Origin of the sequence: Mycobacterium sp. pUA109 (genome assembly GCF_041287095.1) — a bacterium.
Classification (GTDB): Bacteria; Actinomycetota; Actinomycetes; order Mycobacteriales; family Mycobacteriaceae; genus Mycobacterium.
In genome coordinates this window covers 207,579-233,499 of sequence record NZ_JBGGKS010000006.1, presented here as the reverse complement: position 1 = coordinate 233,499, position 25,921 = coordinate 207,579, and the positions used below count along the sequence as shown (strand labels likewise).

Annotated in this window: 20 protein-coding genes, 1 tRNA gene and 1 pseudogene; 9 read left to right on the top strand and 13 right to left on the bottom strand. The window is 68.7% G+C overall.

The genetic code is table 11. The features are described 5' to 3' along the window. Positions 1-23: 23 nt before the first annotated feature. The 7 genes and pseudogenes from ACAG26_RS09785 to ACAG26_RS09755 form a co-directional block, all read right to left on the bottom strand. On the bottom strand, positions 24-515 hold the full coding sequence (locus ACAG26_RS09785; RefSeq protein WP_370481635.1) for a DUF501 domain-containing protein: 492 nt from the start codon (positions 513-515) through the stop codon (positions 24-26). Next, the gene (locus ACAG26_RS09780) at positions 508-1,137 is read right to left on the bottom strand and encodes a septum formation initiator family protein (protein ID WP_370481633.1); all 630 of its coding nucleotides are present in this window, start codon (positions 1,135-1,137) and stop codon (positions 508-510) included. Before ACAG26_RS09780 ends, ACAG26_RS09785 begins: the two co-directional genes overlap by 8 nt. 15 nt (positions 1,138-1,152) lie before the next feature. Further along, on the bottom strand, positions 1,153-2,439 hold the full coding sequence (gene eno / locus ACAG26_RS09775; protein WP_370481630.1) for a phosphopyruvate hydratase: 1,287 nt from the start codon (positions 2,437-2,439) through the stop codon (positions 1,153-1,155). A 54-nt stretch (positions 2,440-2,493) separates the two neighbouring features. Further along, positions 2,494-3,228 (bottom strand): lytic transglycosylase domain-containing protein, encoded by a 735-nt coding sequence (locus ACAG26_RS09770; RefSeq protein WP_071027435.1) that lies wholly within the window; start codon positions 3,226-3,228, stop codon positions 2,494-2,496. A gap of 122 nt (positions 3,229-3,350) precedes the next feature. After that, positions 3,351-5,993 carry a LuxR C-terminal-related transcriptional regulator gene (locus ACAG26_RS09765; protein ID WP_370481627.1) on the bottom strand — a complete coding sequence of 881 codons (2,643 nt, stop codon included), beginning with the start codon at positions 5,991-5,993 and terminating at the stop codon, positions 3,351-3,353. Positions 5,994-6,037: 44 nt separating this feature from the next. Next, the gene (locus ACAG26_RS09760) at positions 6,038-7,108 is read right to left on the bottom strand and encodes a catalase family protein (RefSeq protein ID WP_370481686.1); all 1,071 of its coding nucleotides are present in this window, start codon (positions 7,106-7,108) and stop codon (positions 6,038-6,040) included. Positions 7,109-7,165: 57 nt separating this feature from the next. Then, positions 7,166-8,938: pseudogene (locus ACAG26_RS09755) on the bottom strand (peroxidase family protein); the annotation flags it as partial. A 258-nt stretch (positions 8,939-9,196) separates the two neighbouring features. Here ACAG26_RS09755 and ACAG26_RS09750 point away from each other — a divergent pair. From ACAG26_RS09750 to ACAG26_RS09740, 3 genes are all read left to right on the top strand, one after another. Then, a complete protein-coding gene (locus ACAG26_RS09750; protein ID WP_370481625.1) occupies positions 9,197-9,496 on the top strand; it encodes a hypothetical protein in 300 nt (99 codons plus the stop codon). A gap of 514 nt (positions 9,497-10,010) precedes the next feature. Beyond that, positions 10,011-11,318, top strand: a complete 1,308-nt coding sequence (locus ACAG26_RS09745) for a S8 family peptidase (RefSeq protein ID WP_370481624.1) — start codon at positions 10,011-10,013, stop codon at positions 11,316-11,318. A gap of 18 nt (positions 11,319-11,336) precedes the next feature. Next, on the top strand, positions 11,337-12,608 hold the full coding sequence (locus ACAG26_RS09740; protein ID WP_370481622.1) for a serine/threonine protein kinase: 1,272 nt from the start codon (positions 11,337-11,339) through the stop codon (positions 12,606-12,608). Between the two features lie 23 nt (positions 12,609-12,631). On the opposite strand, the gene ACAG26_RS09735 is transcribed toward ACAG26_RS09740, so the two are convergent. The 6 genes from ACAG26_RS09735 to ACAG26_RS09710 form a co-directional block, all read right to left on the bottom strand. Beyond that, complete coding sequence (locus ACAG26_RS09735; protein ID WP_370481621.1) at positions 12,632-13,171, bottom strand: N-acetylmuramoyl-L-alanine amidase; 540 nt, start codon at positions 13,169-13,171, stop codon at positions 12,632-12,634. Continuing rightward, positions 13,158-14,276, bottom strand: a complete 1,119-nt coding sequence (locus ACAG26_RS09730) for a hypothetical protein (RefSeq protein WP_370481619.1) — start codon at positions 14,274-14,276, stop codon at positions 13,158-13,160. The genes ACAG26_RS09735 and ACAG26_RS09730 overlap by 14 nt, the downstream gene beginning before the upstream one ends. Beyond that, positions 14,273-15,628, bottom strand: coding sequence for a hypothetical protein (locus tag ACAG26_RS09725; RefSeq protein ID WP_370481617.1), 1,356 nt, complete (start codon positions 15,626-15,628; stop codon positions 14,273-14,275). The genes ACAG26_RS09730 and ACAG26_RS09725 overlap by 4 nt, the downstream gene beginning before the upstream one ends. Before the next feature lie 160 nt (positions 15,629-15,788). Next, the gene (locus ACAG26_RS09720; RefSeq protein ID WP_370481615.1) at positions 15,789-16,862 is read right to left on the bottom strand and encodes a nucleoside triphosphate pyrophosphohydrolase; all 1,074 of its coding nucleotides are present in this window, start codon (positions 16,860-16,862) and stop codon (positions 15,789-15,791) included. After that, complete coding sequence (gene mfd, locus ACAG26_RS09715) at positions 16,859-20,515, bottom strand: transcription-repair coupling factor (RefSeq protein ID WP_370481614.1); 3,657 nt, start codon at positions 20,513-20,515, stop codon at positions 16,859-16,861. Before mfd ends, ACAG26_RS09720 begins: the two co-directional genes overlap by 4 nt. Before the next feature lie 184 nt (positions 20,516-20,699). Further along, positions 20,700-21,302: a TetR/AcrR family transcriptional regulator gene (locus ACAG26_RS09710; protein ID WP_370481684.1), complete on the bottom strand. Its 603-nt coding sequence runs from the start codon at positions 21,300-21,302 to the stop codon at positions 20,700-20,702. Positions 21,303-21,388: 86 nt separating this feature from the next. Between ACAG26_RS09710 and ACAG26_RS09705 the strand changes: the two genes are divergently transcribed. The 6 genes from ACAG26_RS09705 (at position 21,389) to ACAG26_RS09680 (ending at position 25,921) form a co-directional block, all read left to right on the top strand. Continuing rightward, positions 21,389-21,460 (top strand) — tRNA-Gln (locus ACAG26_RS09705). A gap of 102 nt (positions 21,461-21,562) precedes the next feature. After that, positions 21,563-23,029, top strand: coding sequence for a bifunctional UDP-N-acetylglucosamine diphosphorylase/glucosamine-1-phosphate N-acetyltransferase GlmU (gene glmU / locus ACAG26_RS09700; RefSeq protein ID WP_370481612.1), 1,467 nt, complete (start codon positions 21,563-21,565; stop codon positions 23,027-23,029). Positions 23,030-23,120: 91 nt separating this feature from the next. Beyond that, entirely contained in the window at positions 23,121-24,101 is a 981-nt protein-coding gene (locus ACAG26_RS09695) for a ribose-phosphate pyrophosphokinase (RefSeq protein ID WP_370481611.1), read from the top strand. After that, the gene (arsC, locus tag ACAG26_RS09690) at positions 24,102-24,446 is read left to right on the top strand and encodes an arsenate reductase (glutaredoxin) (protein WP_370481609.1); all 345 of its coding nucleotides are present in this window, start codon (positions 24,102-24,104) and stop codon (positions 24,444-24,446) included. After that, complete coding sequence (locus ACAG26_RS09685; protein WP_370481607.1) at positions 24,443-25,096, top strand: LpqN/LpqT family lipoprotein; 654 nt, start codon at positions 24,443-24,445, stop codon at positions 25,094-25,096. Before arsC ends, ACAG26_RS09685 begins: the two co-directional genes overlap by 4 nt. Before the next feature lie 165 nt (positions 25,097-25,261). Next, a complete protein-coding gene (locus ACAG26_RS09680; protein WP_370481605.1) occupies positions 25,262-25,921 on the top strand; it encodes a 50S ribosomal protein L25/general stress protein Ctc in 660 nt (219 codons plus the stop codon).

The window sequence follows — 25,921 nt, the reverse complement described above, 5'->3', positions numbered from 1 at the left end:
CACTCTGCATCGTCGCCGGCGCGTCACGCCCACTGCCCGGGCACCAGGATGCCGGCCATGCCCGGCTCGGCGGCCAGGATCGCCAGCGTCTCATCCCCGAGCGGATTCACCCCCGGCCCCTTGGCCAGCGAGTGCGCGATCAGCACGTGCAGGCATTTCACCCGTTCCGGCATGCCGCCGGCCGAAAACGTGGTGCCCAGCGGCGCGATCGCGTCCCGCTCGGCCAGATACGACTCGTGGGCGCGACGGTAGGCGGCGGCCAGATCGGCGTCCCGGCCCAGCCGCTCGGTCATCTCGGCCATCAGACCCGAGGATTCCAGCCGACTGGCCGCGGCCGTCAACACCGGATGCGTCAGGTAGTACAGGGTCGGAAACGGGGTGCCGTCGGGCAGCTTCGGCGCGGTCTTCACCACGGCGGGTTCACCGTTGGGGCAGCGGTAGGCGATGTCGAGGATCCCGCGGGGCGGACGGCCCAGCTGCCGGGTCACCGCCTCCACGTCGGCCGGGTCAACCACCGGGCTGCGGGGGGCTCGGCGGCGGGGCCGCCGGCGGCGGCGCGGGCGGGCCGTGCGGTTCGTCGGCGATGGTGTGCCACAGCGCGGCGTACCAGGGGCCCTGACGGGCGGCGGCCGCAGGCCCGGCGCCCGGTTCGGTCGGCGTCTCCGCGCCCGGGGGCACCTGCACCTGGTACGGGGTCTCGCCGGGCATCACGTACCCGAGCCGCTCCCGCGCCTTGGCTTTGATGTAGGCCGGGTCGGCCAGCTTCGTCTTCTGTTCCTGCAGGTCAGTGATCTGCTGGCGCAGTTTGGCGTCGACGGCGGCCAGCTGCTTCATCTCGGTGCGCTGCGCGAAATACGTGCGCACCGGGCCGGCGATGGTCAGGGTCAGCACACAGATCACCGCGGCCAGGATCGCCGCCCGCCGCGCGGTGAAACCCAGCCGCTGCTCGGAGCGCAGCTCCGCCGACTCGGTGATCGACCGTCGGATCGGCTCCACCACCGGTTCGGGTTGGGCCCGCGGCTCCCGCCGCGGCGCCGCCGGCGACTTGCGGGGGCGGCCCCGGCCCGAACCGCCGGGCCGGCCCGGCCTTGAGGCCGGGGACCGTCGTTTCGGATCGGGCCGTTTCGCGTCGGGCATGGCGGTTGCCGGTGGTTACCGGGGTTCGGGCGTGTAGCGCGGGAACGCCAAATCCCCGGCGTATCGGGCGGCGTCGCCGAGCGCCTCCTCGATCCGCAGCAGCTGGTTGTACTTGGCGACGCGTTCGCTGCGGGCCGGCGCGCCGGTCTTGATCTGCCCGCTGCTGACCGCCACCGCCAAATCGGCGATCGTGGTGTCCTCGGTCTCGCCGCTGCGGTGACTCATCATGGTGCGGTATCCGCTGTGGTGGGCCAGCGCCACCGCGTCCAGCGTCTCGGTCAACGTGCCGATCTGGTTGACCTTGACCAGCAGCGCGTTGGCCGCGCCCCGCTCAATCCCGTCCTCGAGGCGGTCCGGGTTGGTGACGAACAGGTCGTCGCCGACGATCTGCACCCGGTCGCCGATCGCGGCGGTCAGCGCCACCCAGCCGTCCCAATCGTCTTCGGACAGCGGGTCTTCGATGGACACCAACGGATAGGAGTCCAGCAGCCCGGCGTAGAACTCGGTCAGCTGCGCGGCGGTGCGGGTCTGCTTTTCGAACGCGTAGCCCGAGTCGGAGTAGAACTCGGTGGCCGCCACGTCCAGCGCCAGCGCCACCTCGGCCCCCAGCTTCAACCCGGTGGTCTCGATCGCCGTACTGATCAGGTCCAGCGCCGCGGTGGTGCCGGCGACGTCGGGCGCGAACCCGCCCTCGTCGCCCAGCCCGGTGGCCAAGCCCTGCTTTTTGAGCACCGCCTTGAGCGCGTGGTACACCTCCGCGCCCCAGCGCAGCGCCTCCGCGAAGCTGGGCGCACCGATCGGCGCCACCATGAACTCCTGGACGTCGACACCGGTGTCGGCGTGCGCGCCACCGTTGAGGATGTTCATCATCGGCACCGGCAGGATGTGGGCGTTCGGCCCGCCCAGGTAGCGGAACAACGGCAGGTCAGCGGAGTCGGCGGCCGCTTTCGCGACCGCCAGCGACACCCCGAGGATCGAGTTGGCGCCCAGCCGGGACTTGTCGGGGGTGCCGTCGAGATCGACCAACGCCTGGTCAACGAGCCGCTGGTCGTCGGCGTTGAGGCCGATGACGGCTGGCGCGGCCTCGTCGAGCACGGCCTCGACCGCCTTTTTCACACCCTTACCGCCGTAGCGGGCCCCGCCGTCGCGCAGCTCGACCGCCTCATGCTCCCCGGTCGAGGCGCCGGACGGTACCGCCGCGCGGGCGAACGTGCCGTCGTTGAGTGCTACCTCAACCTCGACCGTCGGGTTACCGCGGGAATCGAGGATCTCGCGGGCTCCGACCTGCTCGATGATGGGCACTAGGTTCTCCTTGCGTCGCGGCTGGCGGGACGCCCCTAGCCTAAGGCGTGCCGCTCAGAGCGGGTGACCGGCCGCATAGGCGGTGGCCCAGTCGCGCACGGCGCGCGCGTACTGGGTGGAGTCGTTGTAGGCGTGCAGCGCGGTGATCCACCCCCGCGGGGTGGCGAGATTCTTTCCGCTCCAGCACAGATAACCGGCCGCCGAGAGGGCGGCGTCGTCGATATTGTCGACGTCCACCTTGCCGTCGTTGTTGGCGTCGACCCCGTAGAGCCGCCAGGTCTCTGGAATGAACTGCATCGGCCCCATCGCACGGGCCACCCCGTCGTCGTCGGCGAGCTCGGTCTGCTCGCTTTCGATGATGCGCATCGTGCCGCCGGTGCCGTCGAGCCGCACCCCGCGGATCGGCGGCCGCACGTCGCCGTTGGACGCCAACGCGGCGTGCCGGTAGGTGCCGTGATGGCTCTCGATCTGTCCGATCGCGGCCAGCGTGGGCCAGGCCACATGGCACTTGGGGTTCTCCACCTCGGCGACCCGGGCGGCGTAGGCGTAGGCCTCCAGCGCGGTCACCGGGATGCCCAACGCCGGGGCCCGGGCGGCCGCCCAGTCATGCAGCTGGTCGGCGGGGCGGCCCTTGGTCAGGTGGGTGTCGACCGGCGGCACCGGATCGCCAGCCGGGGGCGGCACACCCGCGGGGATGGGGACACCGAGTTGCCAGGTACAACTGGATGCCAATAGCAGCGCCGTCGCCCCCACGACGACGACCGCGCGCAGCCAACGTACCGGCGACACCACACTCCCTTAACCACGTTGTCCCCTCGACCATCGTTACACGGGACGGTTTGCGTCGTCGGTGTCGCATCGCGGTGGTGCGTCGGACCGATCTATTGAACGCGTCGGCCCCAGCTTCGCGCTCAGGTGGCCAGGTCGTGCCAGACGATCTTCGCGAGTTCGTCGCGGTCAGCGATATCGAGTTTGATGCAGGCGCGGTAGATGTGTCCCTCCACCGTGCGCACCGACACCGTCAGCCGCTCGGCGATCTCCCGGTTCGACAGGCCGCCGGCGATCAGTGCGGCGATCTCCCGCTCCCGGGAGGTCACCGGCAACGGCCGGGCCGCGGATCTGACCGCCGGCGTCACTGCCCCGTCGCAGTGGGTGGCCAGGCGCAGGGCGCGGGCCCCCGCCTCCGCGCTCTTGCGCCGCTGGCCGGCCCGGTCGTGCAGCGGAACCGCTTCGGCGGCGGCGTCCGCGGCCGACAACATCAGGCCGAGATCTTCGAATTCAGCACTGGCTGCGTCCAGCGCGGTGGCATTGGCGTCGGCGACGCCCGCCGCATGGCGGGCGTACACCGACGCCACCGACCCCTGAACGCGTTTGGCGAGTTCGGCCAACCGACCCGCCACGGTGCGGTCGCCGAACCTCGCGGCGTGGTGCAACGCCTCCGCCTCGGCGGCGTACTGACCGCACGAGTGCGCGAGATCCGCGGCCGCGCGGGCCAAGTCGATTGCGGACCGTGGGCTGCCGTTGGCGGCGGCGACCCATGCTCGGGCGATCATCAGTTGCGGCTCCCACAGCGCCTCGTGCCGGCCGGTGTGCTCCTTGGTGTCGTCGAGCACCCGCTCGGCTTCCTCGACACGGTTCAGCGCGGCGTACGCCCGCACCAGCAGCAGCCGGGCGGGCAGCTGCCAGGGCAGTGCGGTTTCAGCGTTGAGCGCCGCGATCGCCTGTTCCAGTGACGAGATCGCGTCGCGGAATTTCCCGCGGTAGGTGGCGACCAGACCGGCCATGATCTTGGCGATAGCCCATCCGAGGAACTGGCCCGTCGAGGAGAACTGTGCGTATTCGGCTGCCCGACGCTCGGCCAGGTCGAGTTCACCGAGGTAGGTGAGCGCCAGCACGTCGCCGTAGCGCACCATGACCCGCAGCATGCCGTCGGTGGCTTTCTGCTCGGCGCGGCACCGGGCGGCGGTCGGTTCGAAATCGCGTCCGCGGCCCGCCGGCGGCATGCCGAGTCCCGCGGCGAAGGCGGCCCAATCGACCGCCTGTTTGGGGGCGTTCGGATCCGCCAACACCCGTTCGGCCACGGCCAATCCTTCGGCAACCTTGTTCTGGTGCACCGCCATTGCCGACCCGGTCGCGTCGACGATGAGCTTGAGCGCCGGGTGCTCGACTCGGCTGTGTAACAGCTCCAACACCTGGTCGGCTTGGCCGGTGTTGCCCATCGACCAGTGCAGGATGGACAGCCGGGGGATCCCCCACTGGACGAGCTGCAGCTCGTCGAGGTGGTCGGGGTCGAATCGGGTGAGGATCGCGTCGGCTTGTACCGGGTGGCCCTGCCACAGCAGTGCCCGCGACAGCAGTTCGGCGGCCCGCAAACCGCCGCCGCGCTCAAACGCCGCGCGCGCCAACCGTTCCCCGAGCGGGAGGTTCGATAGGAACACCGCATCTTTGGCTGCGCTGATGAGCAGGTCCATGTCGATGACCTGATCACTGTCGACACACAGTTGCGCCAGCCGGATGCGTCCGGCCGCTGAATCGAGCTCATGGTCCCGAATCACCTGCACGATGCGACCCCGCAGCATGCGCGCCGAGGCGCTGCCGACACGTCGTCGCACCACATCGCCCAACAGCGGGTGACTGAATCGGGCATGCACCTGCGCGCCGTTGCGCTCAACCCGGAGCAGGCCTTGGACCTCGGCCGCGTCCACCGCGTCCGCGCCGGCCAACTCGCACAGCGCGCCGATGTCCAGCGGCTCGCACAGCGACAACAACTTCAACGCCTGGACAGCTTCGGTGCCGGCGCGATCGAGGCGGTCGTCGAGGAGCGCCGCCAGCCCGGATGGGACGACGGTGGGCCCGCGGAGCTGCCACACGCCGTTGACTTCGGTCAACGTCCCGGCATCGACGGCGCCTTCGACCAAGTTGCGCAGAAACAACGGATTACCGCCCGACGATGTCCACATGATGTCCGCGCTGAGCCCCTCGAGCGTGCCGCCGAGGACCGATTCGACCAGCGCAACGCTTTGCTGCTTGGTTAACACCTGAAGCTCAAGGCGCTGTAGATGTCCGTCCTTCCACAGCGCCGTCACCGCGTCGGGCACCGGTTCGCCACTGCGAACGGTCGCCACGACCCGCGCCGCCCGCTCGACCACGATTTGGTGGAGCAGGGTGGCCGAGAGTTGGTCCAGCAAGTGTGCGTCGTCGACGCCGATAACGGTGTCCCCGTCGGCCAACAGCGATTCCCGCGCCGAAACGATGAGCTCAATCGGGTCGCGGGATGGCGATGCGTGTACCCATAGCGCGAACACCCCCAGCGGGATACTGCGGGAGGATTCGGTGCACGCCGCCCAGTGCACCTTCGACGGCAACGCGGCGGTGACCGTGCGGGCTAGCGTGGTCTTGCCGACGCCGGCGGCGCCCACCAGCATCACGCCGCAGCTGTTCCGGTCGCTCAGCGCGGATTGGATCGCTTGGTGCTCAACGGGACGTTTCAGCAGCCGCCAACGGCCGACCTTGGGCTGACCGTGCCCGTCGCCGTTAACACTGGGAAGAATCATGTTGGGCCTTGCATTGTTTGCTGTTGACATGCTTACGCCGACCGTCAGTCCGGCAGCTGCGCGATATCGGTCGGTTCGATGCGCGGTGCGGCGTTCACCGTGTGGCGGAACTGGCTCGACGCCTCGTACACCTTCTTTTTGAGCCGGTTGATCGACCCAAGCGGGCGGTGCTCCGCCAAGGCGCGCCATGAGTTGAAGGACAGCACGTCGTCGCCGAAGGCACGCCGCTCGGGGCTGTACGGATCCTGGCGGCGGAACGTGATCTTGGCTACCGGCCGGTGCGGGGACGCTTCCTCCGGCCATGGCACCGTGGCGTCTTCGATGGGCATCGCCACCGGGTCGGTGCACAGCTGGACCCGCAACTCGTATTCCGCGCTGTTGGTGCCGAAGAACTCAAGGATCAGGTCACGGTGAGCGTCTTGCCCGGCAGCGCGGGGCACCAGCTGCCCGGTCAGGCTGGTGACCGCATCCGACACCGGTGCATAGAGCATCTTCGCGACGTAATCGCCGTAGCGCAGCGGCGCCGACGAATAGAACGTCTCTCCCAGGATGTGGGTGTTGGGCGCGACGAACACCGCGAGGTTCGGTGGCAGCCGGACGCCGACCCGGGTGGCCGCGGCCAAAACCTCGCTGCCCGCCCACAGCACCCGGTCCGGCAGCATCGCCAGCAGCCGAGCCGTCGGCATACCCTGCACGCGGTAGGCGTGGGCGTCGGCGAACAAGAACTCGCGGTGGGTCACCATGATGAAGTCTTGGGTGGTGGCATCGTCGTCGGGCAGGGCCCGCGGGCCGTGCACACCGAGGACCTTGATGCCCAGTCCCCGAACCCCGCGGATCTGGTCGCTGCGCAGCACCCCGGAGGTGGTCGACAGCCGGGCAATAACCGGATAGGTCGCCGGCGCGGCGAACAGTCCCTGGGCCAACTCGGCGGGCAGATCGGGGTAGACGGTGAGTTCTCCGCGCAGGATCGCGTGACTCTTGGCGTGCGCGTCCCGCAGCCCGTGCTTGAACTTGCGGTAGGCCCGTTCGTTATTGCCGTGCAGCGCCTTGACGATGCTGTCGATGTCCTCGTCCTCGTCGGGCCGGGGCCGCTCCAGGTTCTCCTGGTAGCGCAGATAGGTCCGCCCGGTGAGTGCGGCCGAGCCCGCCGGTGCCGGCGCGGTGCCGGCCGGGTTGGCCGGGGCGACCGCTCGCCAGGGCGCGAACGGATTTGCCACCCCGTCTAGCGCGGGCGCAAGTGCGGGAAAGTGGCGCAGCAGCACGGTGCGCATGCTGTTGTCGTTGACCCAGTCCATGCCGGCCTGAGTGTAGATTTCCGGGCGGAAATCGCGAGTGAAGAAGCGATCGCTGGCCAGCCGCCGCGATGCCATCAACACAAAGATCCGAAAAGCGGTGTCGCTGAACCCAAATCCTGGCGGCTTGGGTTCGGCATACAACCCGATCATCAGATCCACCCGCTCCACGTCATGGTAGAGCTGCCGCAGTTCCTCGGCCCATACCGGGTTATCGGTCAGCTCTTCGAACGACGCAACGGGTTTGAGGCGAAGCAGACGTCGGAACTCGTTGTAGCGCGGCACCCCCCGCTCGCGCACCCGCAAGATGTCGGTGGTGGCAAGGTCGAGCAGCGAACCGTCCGCCCGGTTGAAATGCTGCAGATGCCGGGGGAAGTTGTGCAGGGTGATGGCACCGGGATGGGCGCGGCCAAACGAGTACAGGAGGTCTGCCATGGGCAGTTCGGCCAGCCGCTCACGCACATGCAGCACCGTCAGCTCGGGCAACGTATGCGCGGTCACCACGCAGTCGTCGGCCAGGGACCGGAACACGAAGTCGTCGGGAATGAGCGGATGCATCCGGTAGACCGCCACGAATTCCTCGGTGAGCGAGTAGGGAACCCCGTAGTGATCGGTGGGTGCCCCGGGTATGCCCTGTAACACCTCGCTGTCGCTGATGCGCCCGAAGCGGCGTCGGAATCGTTCCCCGAGAACGCCGAACCAGTTCGCCCGCATTGCGTAAACGGTGGTGGGATGAGCGATGATCGCCGGGGTCCAGTCGAGGGTGTGGATCTTGGCGATCAGCGCGGAATTCACCAGCCGGGCCTTCGCGTACAGTTCCTGGTCGGTCAGCCGCGGGTATTCGGTGGCCAGCCGTTCGCATATCGCGTTGTGCTCGCGCATGAACAACGAGTGCAAAATGGCCAGACCGACCCAGAAATTGCCGGCGACGCCGCTCAAGTCGAGGTACTTCTCCAGATCGGCGGGAGGCAATCCCAGCTCGTCGATGCGGAGTTGACCGCGGTGTCCGCAGCGCAGCCCATCGGAGAAATCCGGTGTCGATCCATAGATTTGCGACGCATCCCACCAGTGGGTGTCGGCGGTCACGTAGGTTGGCGGGCCATTCGGGTCGGGGCTGGGGTCGGGCGCCGTCCGCTTGATCGTCATGGGCCGCTCGGGCCATGGGTCGTGATCGTGCAGCGGGATCTGCCAGGGTTGCGGGTCGACGGTGTTGTGGCTGAACCAATCGTGTACTTCGAATTGGATCCACGCCGCGGCGAGCAGATTGAGCGTGGTCGCGGGCTGAAAGTAATCGCGGGTGAGCAGGCGCCGGCTAATCAGCCGAGGATTGGGATCCAGTAGCCGCGCGGGATCCTCCGGATAGGTGTACGGCAGCGGAACGTTGCGGCCGAACCTGCTGCCGATCGAGCCCATCAACGGGTCGTCGACATCGTTATCGGTGCCGTTGAGGGTGCGCGCGCCGACCCGGTTGCTGAAGGCGGGCCCGTCGCCGCAGGGCCGATCGGCGGCCCCCCGGCCGACGTCGTACAGGTTGTAGGCGCGCAGTTGGTTGCGAAGCCCGACGAGCACCAGAATCGCCAGCGGCCGAGGCAGCCTCGACCACCCGATTGTGCGATCCGCCAATTCGGCGATTCTCGACATGAACCGCAACATTGTTGCCGTCACTCCGCGCCGCCCGCCTCCCGGTCTGAAACGAATGGACACATCGATTGTCGAGGGCAGTTTCGGGAAGCACACGAGTAATCGATTACTCCATCTTCGACGCATCCAGGCCGACGGAACGCCGCCTACCTGCGCATCTATCGCGTCGCCCGGCCCAAAACACGTAGTTAGCCACTCGTGCCGCGGCCGCTGAACGGCCCTAATTTTCTTGCATCAGGAACGGATCGTCCGATGTGAGGAGAGATCGAAATGTCGTTGTATTCGCAGACCGAGCCGACCAACACGGCGGATGCGGTCAAAAATGCCCGCTCCCCCGCCGAAAGCACGCGGTCGGCGACGGCGGTGCTCATCACCGAACAGGAAGTGCTGTTTGGCACGGCGGCCGCGCTTCGCGCGCCGCGCACCGGTGCCGGCCGGCGCGTCACGCGGGCCTTGCGGCAGATGCTGATGGGATTGGTGGGCTGGGTGAACGACCCGCGACCCCACTACCCGAGCACTCGGGATTACCTGGAACCCTCGCGCATGGCGCGCGAGATGCTGAGGCTATGAGCACCGCCGTGGCCGCGTGCGCGGCCGTGCTGACCGTGCTCACCGCCAGCGGCCTGCACGAGTTGCAGTTGCGGCTCGAGCGATGGGACTACGACCGTCATCTCGAGGATTAACCCGGCCGTGTGCCGAGCACCCGAAGAAACGAGTAGGTGAGTACTCCTGTGCCCTACGCAGCGTCGCGCCACAATCACTGCATGTCGCACCGGTTCAGCGCCGCCGTCGGCGGTCCGGCGCGCCCACCGTGGCGGGCGCGCCGACGGGAAGCCCGGCCGTGACCGCCGGTCCGCCGCTGCGGGGTCCGCGCCGGCCACCGCTCGTCAGCCCGCTGTTACTCGCCCCTCCGGACGAAGTTCCGCCGGCGGCCGATCGAGCGGTGCTCTCCGTTGAGCAGGGCCGCCGGGTGGTTCTCGTCGAATTGCGGCTGTCTCCCGGCGCGACAGCGAGCGAGGTTCGCGATCAGTTCCACGACCTGTTTGGGCGGGTCTTCCGAGGACGTAACCGGCCACCTCAACCGGTGCCCGTCGGCCGCCACTACATGCGCTGCGTGTTGGCCCCCGCGGAAGTCGAACGACTCGTACGGGGCGGTGCCCGCCCCACCGCGGCCGCGGCTGAGCGGGCCGTGCAGTTGATCTACCACGTGTGGCCGGACTTCGTGGTCGACGCTCATCTGGATCGCTCGGTGACGACCATCCAGGCGGATGCGGCGTCGCGGACGTTCAGCTGTGACGGCACCGGCGTGGCCTGGGCGGTGATCGATTCCGGGATCGACGAGCGCCACCCGCATTTCATCGGCACCGCCACGCTGTCGGCGGGTGCGGTGGCGTCGCTGCACCGCGATTTCACTATCTCCGACCCGTCGAGTACGACCACCGGATCGGCTCCGTTGACCGACCCCTTTGGGCACGGCACCCACGTCGCCGGCATCATTGCTGGTCAGGCTCCGCGGGATCCGTCGGTGGTTCGCATCGCCGCCAACGAGCCGACTGCGCAGGGACTCCCGCGTTGGGTCCAGCGCGACCTGCCGCCCGGCGTCGCCCTGTCCGGCGTTGCGCCCCGCGCGAACCTGGTCAGCCTGCGGGTGCTGGATGAGAACGGCCAGACGCTCTCAAGTGCGGTGATCGACGCACTCGACTATGTGCGCACCGTCAACAGCGGGGGACGCGACCTGATCATCCACGGGGTGAACCTGTCACTCGGCTGCGGCTGGCTCATCAGGGATTACGCGGCCGGTCAAAGCCCGCTGTGCCGGGAGCTGGATCTGCTTGTCGGGACGGGTGTTGTCGCCGTGGTCAGCGCCGGCAACATGGGTGCCGGTGTCGCCGGCGCCGGTGTTGGTGTGGAGGCGGCCGGCGCGAACGGTGACGTGTACGGGCAGTTGTCCACGATCACCGACCCCGGCAACGCTGCCGCGGCCATCACGGTCGGTTCGGTGCACCGCTACAAACCGCACACCTTCGGTGTCACATTCGACTCCTCGAAAGGTCCCACCCTCGACGGGCGGCTCAAACCCGACCTGGTGGCGCCCGGTGAACGAATCACCTCCGCCGGGACGGGGAAACTGGTTGCCGGAGTTCCGCCGCTGGTGACCGGACCGTCTGACCCCCCGGATCTGGCTTGCTACATCGAAGACAGCGGAACCTCCATGGCTGCCGCCCACGTATCGGGCGCGATCGCGGCGTTTCTTTCCGCCCGTACCGAGTTCATCGGCCAGCCGCACCAGGTCAAGAAGATCTTCCTCGACACCGCAACCGACCTCGGACGACACCAGTTCTTTCAAGGCGCCGGCTTGATCAGCCTGCTTCGCGCCTTGACCAGCACCTAGGGAAAGGAAAGGATCGACATGGCCACAATTGGTGGATTGCCCTACTACGAAATCGATTTCAACGCCGACGGCACTCTCAACACGGTGTCCGGCCAGGGCGACGGCGGACTGCCGACGGCGGTCGCCGCCGGCGGCATCACCGACCTGTTTGTCTTCGCGCACGGGTGGAACAACGGGGTCGGCTCTGCCCGTAACCTCTACCAGGCGATGTTCACGCTGTTGGCCGAGCAGCTCGGTGCCCGGGTCTCCGGCAGCGCGGCCGTCGGCGTCCTCTGGCCGTCGTTGCTGTTCCCCGATGACGATCCGGCCACCGCGCCACCAATGCCGTCCAGCGGGTCACAGCTGGCCACTGCGCTGGCGCCGGCGTTCCCCGACCAGCAAGCCCATCTCGACGCGTTGGGAAAACTGCTCGATGATCAACCCCAGGACCCGGACAAGCTGACCGAATTCCACACCCTTGCCAGCGATCTGGTCACCACGAAGCCGCAAGGCAGCGAGGACACCGGGGAAGCAGCGCTGCTAGCCGGCACCACAACCGACACTGTGGCCGTGCTGGGCCATGCCGCCGCGATGGCGCCCGTGGGCGCCAGCAACGCGCAGGGGCTGGGTAACCCGTTCGCGGGGCTGTGGTCGGGAGCTCGGGAATTGTTGCGCACACTGAGCTACTACGAGATGAAGAACCGTGCCGGGGTGGTTGGCCAGGCCGGGCTGGGCCCGCTGCTCGGGCGGCTCAGCGGTCCCCCGCGCATTCACCTGATCGGCCACAGTTTCGGCGCCCGCCTGGTTTCCTACGCGCTGGCCGGCCTGCCCGCCGGCATGACCGCGACGGCCAGCCCCGTCAAATCGCTGACCTTGATCCAGGGTGCGTTCTCCCACTTCTGCTTCGCCACCGCACTGCCCTTCGCCCCCGGCCGGGCCGGTGCGCTCACCGGATTGGGCACCCGGGTGGACGGTCCGCTGCTGGCGACGTTCAGCAACGCCGACCGTGCGGTCGGCTGGTGGTATCCGGCCGCGAGCATGCTCGCCCGCCAAGACGCGCAAGCCGCCCAGGATCTCGTCTACCGGTGGGGCGCAATGGGGCACGACGGGTATCAAAACAATCCCGCCGCCGACGTCGTCGCGCTCGTCGACGCGGGCAAGCCGTACGACTTTGTGTCCGGCCAGTTCTACGCATTGGACGCCAATGCCGTCATCAACGCCAACCAGTCGCCGTTCAGCGGCGCCCACAGCGACATTCGGCACCCGCAGATCGCCTGGGCCATCGCCGCGGCGGCGGGCTGCACGCCCTGACCGGCGCCGGTGGTGGCGGTGGGTCAGCTGGCCAGGTGAGTGACCAACCGCGCGGTGATGTCGGTGCGGAATCGGTCGAGGTCGAGGGCCCCCGGGTCCCATTTGCGCGGATTCCACTCCCGGTGACCGATCACATGGGAGGCGGGTTGGCCCAGTTTGCCCACGATGGCGGCGCAGCACCGCACCAAGGCGTCGTACTGGGCGGGAGCCCAGCCTTCGGTGCCGGTATTCACGGCCTGCACCCCGATCGTGTGCTGGGCCGCGGCGTTGGTGGGCAGACCCGGATACTGACCCACGCGCACGTGCGGGGCGACGCCCGCCGCGATCACGGTGACCGTGCCATCCTGGGCGAGGTGAAGCTGCGCAAGCGGACCCGCCAACGCGGCGCTGCCGGCGGCGATCCGCTGCGGCGGTGCTTCCTCGGCCCCGGTGTGGTGGCAGATAACACCCCAGATGTCGGTGAAGTCGCCGCGACCGCGGGTCCGCCAGCCGGGGAACTCGATAACGTCGAGGCCTTCGGCGCGCAGCACGTCGGGCAGCCAGAGCGGGTTATTCGAAGACATTTCCCTCACTCGTCCTAGTGCCCGGGTCCTTTGCCGCGTCACGGCTGGGGGTAGGAATGCTGTCCAGCACATGCTGGGTTTGGATATCGATCAGCCGGGTGAAGGCCTGCTGTGACGCCCCGAAGATCAGCGCGTATGCGACCAGTTGCGCCGTGCCTGCGGCGGCGACGTCCGGTCCCAGGATTCCGGCGCGGAGCAGCAGCAGACCGGCGACCGCCGTCAGCGCGCCGGTCGGCAGCTTGACCAGCAGGGAGGCCATCGGAACCGCGTACGGCGTTGAGGAGCCCCGCATTCGGCGAATGGCCACCGCTCCCACCAGGCTGGCACTGAACAACCCGATGAGCTCGACCACGAAGACGTCGCCCCTGGCCGGTGCCCACCCCCCGGACGGGCAGGTGGCCACCATCTGGCGGGTAGGTGCGCACAGCGCAACCCAGTCCGGTGCACGCCAGCCGAGCAGTCCGATCCCGACCGCGAACAGGGTGAGGACAAAGGTGGCCCCCAACAGGATGTTGCGAAAGCTTCGCGTCTTGACGTGTTCGTCGGCGCATGCCGCGTAGATCGCCCGCAAGTCGTGCGCGATGGCATCGCGGTCGTCGTCGTTCAGCTGCTGCTTGGCCGCATAGTGGCGGAGGTCTTCCACGCGGGCGTCATGTGGTTTGAGGAGGAGGGTGGCGTCGGCGATGATGTTGGGCAGTTTCGCGGCGACGGCGCTCGGCGGCGACAGGCGGGTGAGCGTGACCTCGACCGCGTTGATGTGGGCCAGGGCCCGTGCGATATCGACTCCCGTCCAGGCGTACCGCAGTCCCGGACGGCTTTTGACGATCGCGTCGGCGGCGCGCAGCCGCTCCTTGGCATCGACCAGCCGCCGCCGCTCGGTCGCGGTCAGGGTCGTCAACTGCTCGATCAGACAGTCGACTTCGACATCAAGCGCGAGGATCCGGCTTTGGGCATTCTCTCGCCAGGCGGCGTGCAGCCGTCGTTTCGCCGGCTGGACCGACGGCAGGACGATCGCCTCCGAATCGGCGCGCGCAGCGTCGCCGTCCATCCAGCTCACAACTGCGGCGGTGTCCGTGGTCGGACATTTCCGAATTGACCGGGTCATGGCGACCCTCCTGCGGAACGAAGATCAGCGTCCGACGGCGCATATTCCGCCGAATCCCGGATGAAGATGGACGGATTCGCCTTGTTGATCTGGTTCGCCGTGGCGAGGTTTTTGAACTCGTCCTCGATGGTTGCGCGGGTGCCGAAGGTCGTCATCAAGGTGGGCAATTCCATCACCGGCGCGGGGGTGTCGACCACGATGAACGTCCTCAACATCGGATGATCCGATACCAGGTCTTGAATGGCGCCTATCGAGGCGAACTCGCTCTCCGCGCACAGCACATGCGCGGCCCCGCCCTTCCAGTCATGCAGCTTTCCCGCTTCAACAAAGAAGGCGAGCGGATCCCGCCAAATCGAGATCCGAGGCGGGTAACACGTGTGGACGCCCTGCATCATCCGGTGGGTGGCAACAACTCCCTCTACCGACAGGCGCACCAGCCGGACTGCTCGCGCGTCGATATCGATCACCCGCTGCCACCCCGCCGTTTCCCCGGCGGAGAGGAGAGCATCGTCGTAGGGGGCGGCGAACAGATCGGCGTAGAGCAGCCGGGCATCAGCCGCCAGGGTCGGGGTTTCGCGGTAGTGGCCTCGGGTGGTGCGCCCCAGCGGGGTGAGCCCTGCCAGCAGGGTGTCGGTGGTGGGAGGTTCTGCCGGCGTCCCTACGGGATAGGAGGTGACGCGCATCAGCCCGACATGCAGCTCGGTCTGGACAGAGCCACGGTTGTGCAGGGTCAGTTTCGCCAGCAGATGGATGACCGAATCGGACGAGCCGACTGGCGATAACTCGGTGCTGATGTCGATGAGTGGACTTACGGACGTCGGAAGGTACTCGGTCTGCATCCAGAACTGACCCAGACCCACCAGCGGGAACAAGGCAACGAGGACGGCCGCGCCCTTGCTAAAGGCGCCGCGTGCGTAGCGCGCCAGATAGAGCACCCAGAGCAGCGCAATACCGCCCAACGTCAACGCAACGCCCGTCACCCCCAGCAGCTGGCCCTCGGGGCTGCGCTCATCGACCAGCCATACATAGACCGCCAGGCCCGCGACGAAGATCTGGCTCAGCATCGCGGTGAGTGCGGCAGCGGGGGATCCCTTGGCGAGCTGAACCACTGCCAGCGTGCACGTGATACCGATGCCGCTCAACAATGCCGTCCCGATCAGGTCCCAGGCGGTGCTGGTCAGCGTCGCGTTCCGGACGGCCAACCCGATGATGACGGCGGCATTGGTGCCGATCCAGCAGGCGAGCAGGATCCGGCGCGATTTGGGCACGCCGCCAAGATCGGATGGTTGTTCGCCGCCGGCCGCCTCGTGGTGGTCGACCTCGACCACGGGGCGCTCAAGTGTGACCTTCACCCAGGCTCCTCCGGGCAATTCCGGCGCCCGGCGCGGGCGCGCGCATTCGTGGACATCGCCCATGCTGCGCGCCGGAGTCGGCGCGGGTCACGAGTAGCCAACTACCCGAAAAGGCCGCCAGACTCGGTGTTCGGCAACCAGGTGCCCGGCACGGGCCAGGTCAGGTGGCGGGTTCGTCGACGTCGGGCTGATCGTCGGCGGCCTCTTCGGCCTCCGCCGCGTGCTCCTCGGCCTCCGTCGCTTCGCCCTCGGCGGAGGGCTCGGGCTGCTCGGGAACCTCGACGTGCGGCTCGAGGGCCGTCAGCCAGTACGCCCGCCACTCCTCCTCGCTGACCTCGCCGAGTGGAGTCACGTCGAGCTCCTCCGGGACGTCAGCACCCCGGCGTCCGGCGGCGATGGCCTTCTCGGTGTCGCGAACGGCGTCCATGAACTCCAGCACCGCTGAGCGCAGCTTGGTTTCGGCGTCGACCTCGGTGGTCACCGCGATCGAGGAGATGTCCTCAGGAATCAGATCCGCGGGCAGCCCAGCACGACTGGCGCGTTGAATCGCCTTCTGCGCCAACGCCAGTGCCGGTTGGCCGGTCGGCACATCGTCCATCACCGAGGTCCGCGGCTTGTCCTTCTTCTCCAACGCCTTGCGTTCTTCCCATTGCGCCAGCTGGTCATCAAGCGAAATCGCTTCCCCGGCAAGCACTGCCGGAACACGGTTGCCGAGTTTGCGCAGCAGCGTGTCGGCGACGTCGTCGATGGTGAACGGGTGATGTGGGGCGTCTTCGGCGATGCGGGCGTGGAACAGTACCTGCAGCAACACGTCACCGAGCTCTTCGCGCAACTCGTCGGCGTTGCCGCTGCGCACCGCGTCGAACAGCTCGTAGGTTTCTTCCAACAGGAACCGGCGCAACGAGTCATGGGTCTGCTCGCTTTCCCACGGGCCGGCGGTGCGCAGTTTGTCCATCATCGCCACGGCGTCAATCAGTCGTTCACCCGACGGCGGCTCCGGCGCGGCGATCAGGGTCTCCCCCGCGGCAAGCCGTGCGGCAACCTCGGGATGCTCGCGGTCCGAGGACAACAGAACCGGGGCGTCGGCGCCGGAGTGCGCCGGCCGCGCCGACGGCAGCGACCAGGGCACCGCCACCGGCATCTCCTCGGTGTAGGCCACCTCCCCGGCCAGCAGCTCGATGGCCTCGACGGGCACCAATGCTGGGCGGCGCGGGTCGACCAAGACGACGGTCATGAGCGCGACTCCTCCCTGGCCCCGCCGGGCGGCACCAGGCCGGTTATATCAACTTCGCCCGGCGGTTTGCCATCAAGCGCCAAGACCAGGTCGGCCACCATCTGCACCAGTTCAAGATCACGGATCCGGGGCGCGCCCAGGGCCGGGCCACCGCTCCGCGGAATCGGCACCTGCACGGTGGAGGTGGTGGCGCGGTAGTGCGCCCCCGGATACACCCGCTTCAGCCGCAGCTGCGCCGAGTCCGGCAGCGTCAACGGCGCCAACCGCAAGGTGGACGCGCTGACCGCGCTCACCTCGGTGATGCCGTAGCCGCGGCACAGCAGCCGCAGCCGGGCCACCGCCACCAGCAGTTGGGCCGGTTCGGGCAGCGGCCCGTAACGGTCCATCAGTTCGTCGACCACGGCCGCCACCGCGGCATCATCGGCGGCGGCGGCCAGCCGGCGGTAGGCCTCCAGCCGCAACCGGTCGCTGCCGATGTAGTCCGGCGGCAGGTGCGCATCCACCGGCAAATCGATGCGCACATCCTTGGGTTCGGTGCTGGTGACGGTCTGCCCGTCGGCGGCGGCCCGGTACGCCTCCACGGCCTCGCCCACCAACCGCACATACAGGTCGAAACCCACCCCGGCGACATGCCCGGACTGTTCGGCGCCGAGCACGTTGCCGGCGCCGCGGATCTCCAGGTCCTTCATCGCCACCGCCATGCCGGCGCCCAGCTCGTTGTTCTGCGCGATGGTGGCCAGCCGGTCATAGGCGGTCTCGGTCAGCGGCACGTGCGGCGGGTACAGGAAGTAGGCGTAGCCGCGTTCCCGGCCGCGGCCCACCCGGCCGCGCAGCTGATGCAGCTGGGACAGGCCGAAGGTGTCGGCCCGCTCCACGATCAGCGTGTTGGCGTTGGAGATGTCCAGCCCGGTTTCCACGATCGTGGTGCACACCAGGATGTCGAAGTCACGGTTCCAGAACCCCTGCACGGTGGTCTCCAGCGCCTCCTCGGGCATCTGGCCGTGCGCGACGACGACCCGGGCCTCGGGCACCAGCTGGCGCACCCGGGCGGCGGCCGCGTCGATCGAGCTGACCCGGTTGTGCACGTAGAACGCCTGCCCGTCGCGCAGCAACTCGCGCCGCAGCGCGGCGGCGACCTGTTTGTCGTCGTGCGGGCCGACGTAGGTCAGCACCGGGTAGCGCTCCTCGGGCGGGGTCAGGATCGTCGACATCTCCCGGATCCCGGCCAGGCTCATCTCCAGCGTCCGCGGGATCGGGGTGGCGCTCATGGTCAGCACGTCGACGTGGGTGCGCAGGCTTTTGATGTGCTCCTTGTGTTCGACGCCGAACCGCTGCTCCTCGTCGACGACGACTAAACCCAGGTCCTTCCAACGCACCCCGGTCTGCAGCAACCGGTGGGTGCCGATCACGATGTCGACGGACCCGTCGGCCATGCCGTCGACCACGGTCCGGGACTCGGCCGGGTCGGTGAACCGGGACAGGCCCTTGACGGTGACCGGGAAGCCGGCCATCCGCTCGGAAAACGTTTGCAGGTGCTGGTCGGCCAGCAACGTGGTGGGCACCAGCACGGCGACCTGTTTGCCGGCCTGCACCGCTTTGAACGCGGCCCGCACCGCGATCTCGGTCTTGCCGTAGCCGACGTCGCCGCAGATCACCCGGTCCATCGGCACCGGCTTTTCCATGTCGGCCTTGACCTCGGTGATCGCGGTGAGCTGGTCGACGGTCTCGGTGAATCCGAACGCGTCCTCCATCTCGGCCTGCCACGGCGTGTCCGGTCCGAACGCGTAGCCGGCCGAGGCCTGCCGCTTGGCGTACAGCGCGACCAGTTCGCTGGCGATCTCGCGGACCGCCTTGCGGGCCTTGGTCTTGGTGTTGGTCCAGTCGCTGCCGCCCAGCCGGGACAACGCCGGGGCCTGCCCGCCGACGTAGCGGGACAGCTGGTCCAGCGCGTCCATCGGCACGTACAGCTTGTCGGATCCGCCGCCGCGCTTGGCCGACGCGTACTCCAGCACCAGGTATTCCCGCCGGGCCCCGCCGACGGTGCGCTCGACCATCTCCACGAACCGGCCGATGCCGTGCTGGTCGTGCACCACCAGGTCCCCGGCGGTCAACGCCAGCGGATCGACGATGTTGCGTCGCTTGGCCGCCAGCCGCTTGCCCTGCGGGCCGGTGGCGCGGTTGCCGGTCAGATCGGTTTCGGTGATGACCACCAGCTGCGCACCGGGGACAACGACGCCGTCGTGCAGCGGCCCCCGCAGCACCCCCACCACGCCCGGCTTCGGGGGGTCACCCGGGTCCAACAGCGTTGCCGGCGTGTCGGATTCGGCCAGCTGCTCCACGACGCGGTGCGCGGTCCCGACACCGGGAGCCACGATGGCCGCGCAGCCGCCGGTGGCCACGTGCGCACGCAGCATCGCGAAGATTTCGTCGATGTCACGCTGATGCCCGCGCGCCGACGGGGCCGCGCGGACGTCCAATTCGATGGCCGCCTCTCCGGACAGCTGGCTCAGCGTCCACCACGGGTGCCCGGCTTGGCGGGCGACCACCGCCGCCTCCTCGAGCTCCCGGAACCCCGATCCGCCCAGCTGCTCGACGTCGATGGGCGCATCCCCGCCGACCGCGGCCACCGACCAGGACGCCTCCAGGAACTCGCGCCCGGTCTTGATCAGGTCGGCGGCCCGGGCGCGGACCTTCTCCGGGTCGCAGACCAGCACCGCGGTGTCCGGGCCGAGCTGGTCGGTCAGCAGCGACAGATCGGCCGGACGCAGCACCGGCAGCAGTGCCTCCATGCCATCGACCGGGATGCCCTCGGCCAGCTTGGCCAGCATGTCGGCGACCGTGCCGGTGACGGTGTTCTCCGTTTTGGGGTGTTGGGCGGCCAGGTGGGCGGCGCGCTCGCGCACGTCCTCGGTTAACAGCAGCTCCCGGCACGGCACCGCGACCAGGGTGTCCACCGCGATCTCGGGGATGGAGCGCTGATCGGCCACCGCGAACATCCGCATCTCGCTGACCTCGTCGCCCCAGAACTCCACCCGCACCGGGTGCTCGGCGGTGGGGGCGAACACGTCGAGGATGCCGCCGCGCACCGCGAACTCGCCGCGTTTCCCGACCATGTCCACCCGGGTGTAGGCCAGCTCGACCAGCCGGGCGATCACGTCCTCGAAGCCGATCTCGGTCCCGACGGCCAGCGTGACGGGTTCGATGCGGCCCAGCTGGGGGGTCATCGGCTGCAGCAGCGAACGCACCGTGGTCACCACCACCCGCAGCGGCGGCCCCAGGGTGGCGTCGTCGGGGTGCGCCAACCGGCGCAGCAGCAGCATGCGCGCGCCGACGGTGTCCACGCCCGGGGAGAGCCGCTCGTGCGGCAACGTCTCCCAGGACGGGAACATCGCCGCGGCGTCGCCGAGCACCCCGCGCAGTTCCGCGGTCAGGTCGTCGGCTTCGCGTCCGGTGGCGGTGACCACCAGCAGCGGGGTGCGGCGGGCCAGCGCGGCCGCCGCGAACAGCCGGGCGCTGGCCGGGCCGACCAACGCCAGCTCACCGGGCCGCTCAGCGGCCCGGTCGATGAGTTGGGTAAAGGTGGGCGCGGTCAACGCCAGGTCGACCAGCCCCGCGATCGGGGTAACTGGGCGGGCAGGCCCCGGTGCGGTCATTTGCACCATTCTATGCTTCGCGATTCACGTTGCGGCGCTGGCCAAAACGGGCGTGACCGCCGCCACAACCCACGTGTGCCACCTGGATTGCACCGAGATCTACGTTCCCGTGATGCGCACTCGAACTTTTGCCCGAAAACGTCGATCTCGGCGCTGCGGCGCAAACCGCATCGCGGCCGGGCAGCTACTCGTCGAGCAGATCCGGGTCGGGCTCCAGGTGGGTCAGCCCGTTCCAGCACAGGTTGACCAGGTGCGCGGCGACCACTTCCTTCTTGGGTTCACGCACGTCGAGCCACCACTGGGCGGTCATCGACACCGACCCGACCAGCGCCTGCGCGTACAGCGGCGCCATCTCGGGGTCCAGGCCGCGCCGGGAGAAGTCGCCGGCCAGGATCGAGGACACCTGGTTGACGGCGTCGTTGAGCAGGGTGGAGTAGGTGCCGGCGCTGATCGCCGCCGGCGAGTCGCGGATCAGGATGCGGAAGCCGTCGGTGCGCTCCTCCACGTAGGTCAGCAGCGCCAACGCCACCCGCTCGATGCGCAGCCGGGACCGGTTGTTGGTCTGCTTGGTCAGCGACGCGGTGATGCCGTCCAGCAACGCCGACATTTCCCGGTCAACGACGACCGCGTACAGCCCTTCCTTGCCCCCGAAATGCTCGTAGACCACCGGTTTGGACACGTTGGCGCGCTGCGCGATCTCCTCGATCGAGGTGCCCTCGTACCCGCGGTCGGCAAACAGCGAGCGCGCGATGTCGATGAGTTGGTGACGACGCTCGCTACCCGTCATCCGGGCGCGCGGCGCCCGCACATCTTTGTCCGGAGCTGCCACGTCTACCAGGATATCCAGTTCGGTTAGAGTCTCCTTGCAGTCCATCCGTCGTGGTGTAATCGGCAGCACATCAGATTTTGGTTCTGAGAGTTCAGGTTCGAGTCCTGGCGACGGAGCTTTTCGCCCGGCCTTTTGCCGCCAGCGTGCGCAAAATGCCACGCTAGACGGCGTATCGGCGTACAACTGCGCACGCTCGCGCCAGCAAGCCGAGGAGGCCCATGACAACACACGGCGACACCGCGGTCCTGGTCTTGGCGGCCGGGGCCGGCACCCGGATGGTCTCGGATACCCCCAAGGTGCTGCACACCCTGGCCGGGCGCAGCATGCTCGCGCACGCCCTGCACGCCACCGCCGGCCTCGGCCCGCAGCACCTGGCCGTGGTGGTGGGTCAGGGCCGCGACCGGGTCGCGCCGGCGGTCGCTGAGCTGGCCGAGCAGCTGGGCCGCGAGGTGGCCGTGGCGGTGCAGCAGGAGCAGCTGGGCACCGGGCACGCCGCGCTGTGCGGGCTGTCGGCGCTGCCCGACGATTTCGCCGGGGTCGTGGTGGTCACCTCCGGGGACACCCCGCTGCTGGACGCCGCCACGCTGGCCGACCTGATCGCCAGCCACCGGGCCGGACCGGCCGCGGTCACCGTGCTGACCACCACGCTGGATGACCCCACCGGCTACGGCCGCATCCTGCGCACCCAGGACGGGGAGGTCATCGCGATCGTCGAGCAGGCCGACGCCAGCGAATCGCAGCAGCAGATCGGCGAGGTCAACGCCGGGGTGTACGCGTTCGACGCGGCCGCGCTGCGCTCGGCGCTGACCCGGCTGAGCTCGGATAACGCCCAGCGTGAGCTGTATTTGACCGACGTGATCGGCATCGTGCGCGGCGACGGCCTGATCGTGCGGGCCCGCCACGTCGACGACGCGGCGCTGGTGGCCGGGGTCAACAACCGGGTGCAGCTGGCCGAGCTGGGCGCCGAACTCAACCGGCGCATCGTGGCCGGCCACCAACGCGCCGGTGTCACCGTCGTCGACCCCGCCACCACCTGGATCGACGTGGACGTGGCCATCGGCCGCGACACCGTGATCGCGCCGGGCACCCAGCTGCTCGGGGTCACCCGCATCGGCGCCCACTGCACCGTCGGCCCGGACTCCACGCTGACCGACGTCACCGTTGGCGACGGCGCGTCGGTGGTCCGCACCCACGCCGGCTCGGCGGTCATCGGCGACGGCGCCACCGTCGGCCCGTTCGCCTACCTGCGGCCGGGCACCGTGCTCGGCGCCGACGGCAAGCTGGGCGCGTTCGTGGAAACCAAGAACTCCACCATCGGCACCGGCACCAAGGTGCCGCACCTGACCTACGTCGGCGACGCCGACATCGGCGAGCATTCCAACATCGGCGCCTCCAGCGTGTTCGTCAACTACGACGGGCAGACCAAACGGCGCACCACGGTCGGCTCGCATGTGCGCACCGGCTCGGACACCATGTTCGTCGCGCCGGTCACCGTCGGCGACGGCGCCTACACCGGGGCGGGCACGGTGCTGCGCGACGACGTTCCGCCGGGCGCGTTGGCGGTATCGGCCGGCCCGCAACGCAACATCGAGGATTGGGTGCAACGCAAACGGCCGGGCAGCGCGGCCGCGCAGGCCGCCGAGCGGGCGCGGACCAGCCCCGATGCGGCCGACCGGCCGGAGTGACCCGCGGCGGGTTCGGGGAACCCGGCAACACCGTGACCCCGTGGCTACGTACCATTAGGCGACCATCTCGATTAACCGCCGGGGGCAGCACGTGAGCTACGACTGGATGGACAACCGCAAAAACCTCATGTTCTTCTCCGGCCGGGCCCACCCCGAGCTGGCCGAACAGGTGGCCAAGGAACTCGACGTCCACGTCACCGAGCAGACCGCCCGCGATTTCGCCAACGGGGAGATCTTCGTGCGGTTCAACGAGTCGGTGCGCGGCTGCGACGCGTTCGTGCTGCAGTCGCACCCGGCGCCGCTGAACCAGTGGCTGATGGAACAGCTGATCATGATCGACGCGCTCAAGCGGGGCAGCGCCAAGCGGATCACCGCGATCTTGCCGTTCTACCCGTATGCCCGGCAGGACAAAAAGCACCGCGGCCGCGAGCCCATCTCCGCGCGGCTGGTGGCCGACCTGCTCAAGACCGCCGGCGCCGACCGGATCGTCACCGTCGACCTGCACACCGACCAGATTCAGGGCTTCTTCGACGGGCCGGTCGACCACATGCGCGCGCAGGCCCTGCTGGGCAACTACATCGCCGACAACTACGCGCGCGACGACATGGTGGTGGTGTCCCCGGACTCCGGCCGGGTGCGCATCGCCGAGAAGTGGGCCGACTCGCTGGGCGGGGTGCCGCTGGCGTTTATTCACAAAACCCGGGACCCGCGGGTGCCCAACCAGGTGAAGTCCAACCGGGTGGTCGGTGAGGTCGCCGGGAAGACCTGTGTGCTGATCGACGACATGATCGACACCGGCGGCACCATCGCCGGCGCGGTCAAGCTGCTGCACGATGACGGCGCCAAGGACGTGGTGATCGCCGCCACCCACGGGGTGCTGTCCGCCCCGGCCTCCGAGCGGCTGGCCGAGTGCGGGGCCCGCGAAGTGATCGTCACCAACACGTTGCCGATCGGCGAGGACAAACGCTTCCCGCAGCTGACCGTGCTGTCGATCGCCCCGCTGCTGGCCAGCACCATCCGCGCCGTCTTCGAGAACGGCTCGGTCACCGGGCTTTTCGACGGGGACGCGTAAATGGCCGCTACCACCATCTACCACAACCCGCGCTGCTCCACCTCACGCAAAACGCTGGAGCTGTTACGGGATAACGGCATTGAGCCCACCGTTGTCGAATACCTGAAGACCCCGCCGTCGCGCGCCGAACTGGTGCAGATGATCGACGACGCCGGGATCGCGGTGCGCGACGCGGTGCGCACCCGGGAAGCGCTGTACGCCGAGCTGAACCTGGCCGACGCGTCCGACGACGCCCTGCTGGACGCGATGGCGCAGCACCCGATCCTGATCCAACGCCCGTTCGTCGTCACCGCGAAGGGCACCCGGCTGGCCCGCCCGATTGATGCGGTCCGCGAAATTCTGTGAACTTTCGGCTGTTCGGCGTCACCGCGGCGGTTCTCTGCCTGGTAGGTTGCGGGCCCAAGTCGCCTGACTACCAGTCCATCTGGACCACCAGCGCGACAACGACGACCACTGCCCCGACCACGACCGGGACCGGAAAACCGGTCGCGTTCCCGCAATACCTGGAAAGCATCGGGGTCTCCGGGGAGCAGGTGGCGCCCGACTCGCTGACCGATCTGACGGTGTCGATCCCGACCCCGCCGGGGTGGAGCACGTCCACCAACTGGCACTTCTCCCCCGGAACGGTGGCGATCAGCAAGGGCCCGTCGTATCCGATGGCCATTTTGATGGTGTTCAAGCTCAGCGGCGACTTCGACGCCGCCGAGGTGGTCAAGCACAGCTTCGCCGATGCCGAGCTGACCCAGAACTTCAAGAAGCTGGACTCCTCCACCGACGACTATCACGGCTTCCCGTCCGGGATGATTCAAGGCTCCTACGACCAGCTCGGGCAGCGGCTGCACAGCTACAACCGGGTGGTCATCCCCACCGGCGCGGCCCCGGCCAAGCAGCGTTACCTGGTTCAGCTCACCATCACCACGATCGCCACCCAGGCCGTCGCGGAGTCCGACGACGTCGAGGCGATCATCCACGGCTTCACCGTCGCCGCCAAATAGCTGCCCGGGCGAATTTCCGCTGGGTGGCGCCGATGCGCTATCCTGACCGGCGTCACGGCGAGGGCGATCGACAACTGTGCTGATCACCGTTATCGACGGCGACCCGGATATTTCCCGTAGTGGTTGTCGCGATGCTGGCCGTGCCCCGAACACAGGAGCGACACCATGGCCAAGTCTGCGACTTCGCACACCAACAAACTCGCCGCCGCGGTGCGGACCGAGACCGGCAAGGGCGCGTCCCGCCGGGCGCGTCGGGCCGGCAAGATTCCCGCGGTGCTCTACGGCCACGGCACCGAGCCACAGCACCTGGAGCTGCCCGGCCATGACTACGCGGCCGTGCTGCGTCACGCCGGCACCAACGCCGTGCTCGCGCTCGACATCGACGGCAAGGAGCAGCTGGCGCTGACCAAGGCGCTCGACATCCACCCGATCCGCCGCACCATCCAGCACGCCGACCTGCTGGTGGTGCGCCGCGGCGAGAAGGTCGTCGTCGAGGTCAACGTCGTCATCGAGGGCGACGCCGCCCCGGGCACCCTGGTCACCCAGGAGACCAACACCGTGGAGATCGAGGCCGAGGCGCTGTCGATCCCGGAAGAGTTGACCGTCTCGGTGGAGGGTGTCGAAGCCGGCACCCAGTTCGCCGCCGGCCAGCTCACCCTGCCCAAGGGCGTCAGCCTGATCTCCGATCCGGAGCTGCTGGTGGTCAACGTGGTGACCGCGCCGACCGCCGAGGAGATGGAGGGCGAGGTCGCCGAAGAGGCCGCCGAGGGCGAGGCGGCTGCCGAAGCGGCCGAGGAGACCGCGGCCGCCGAAGAGTCCGAGTAG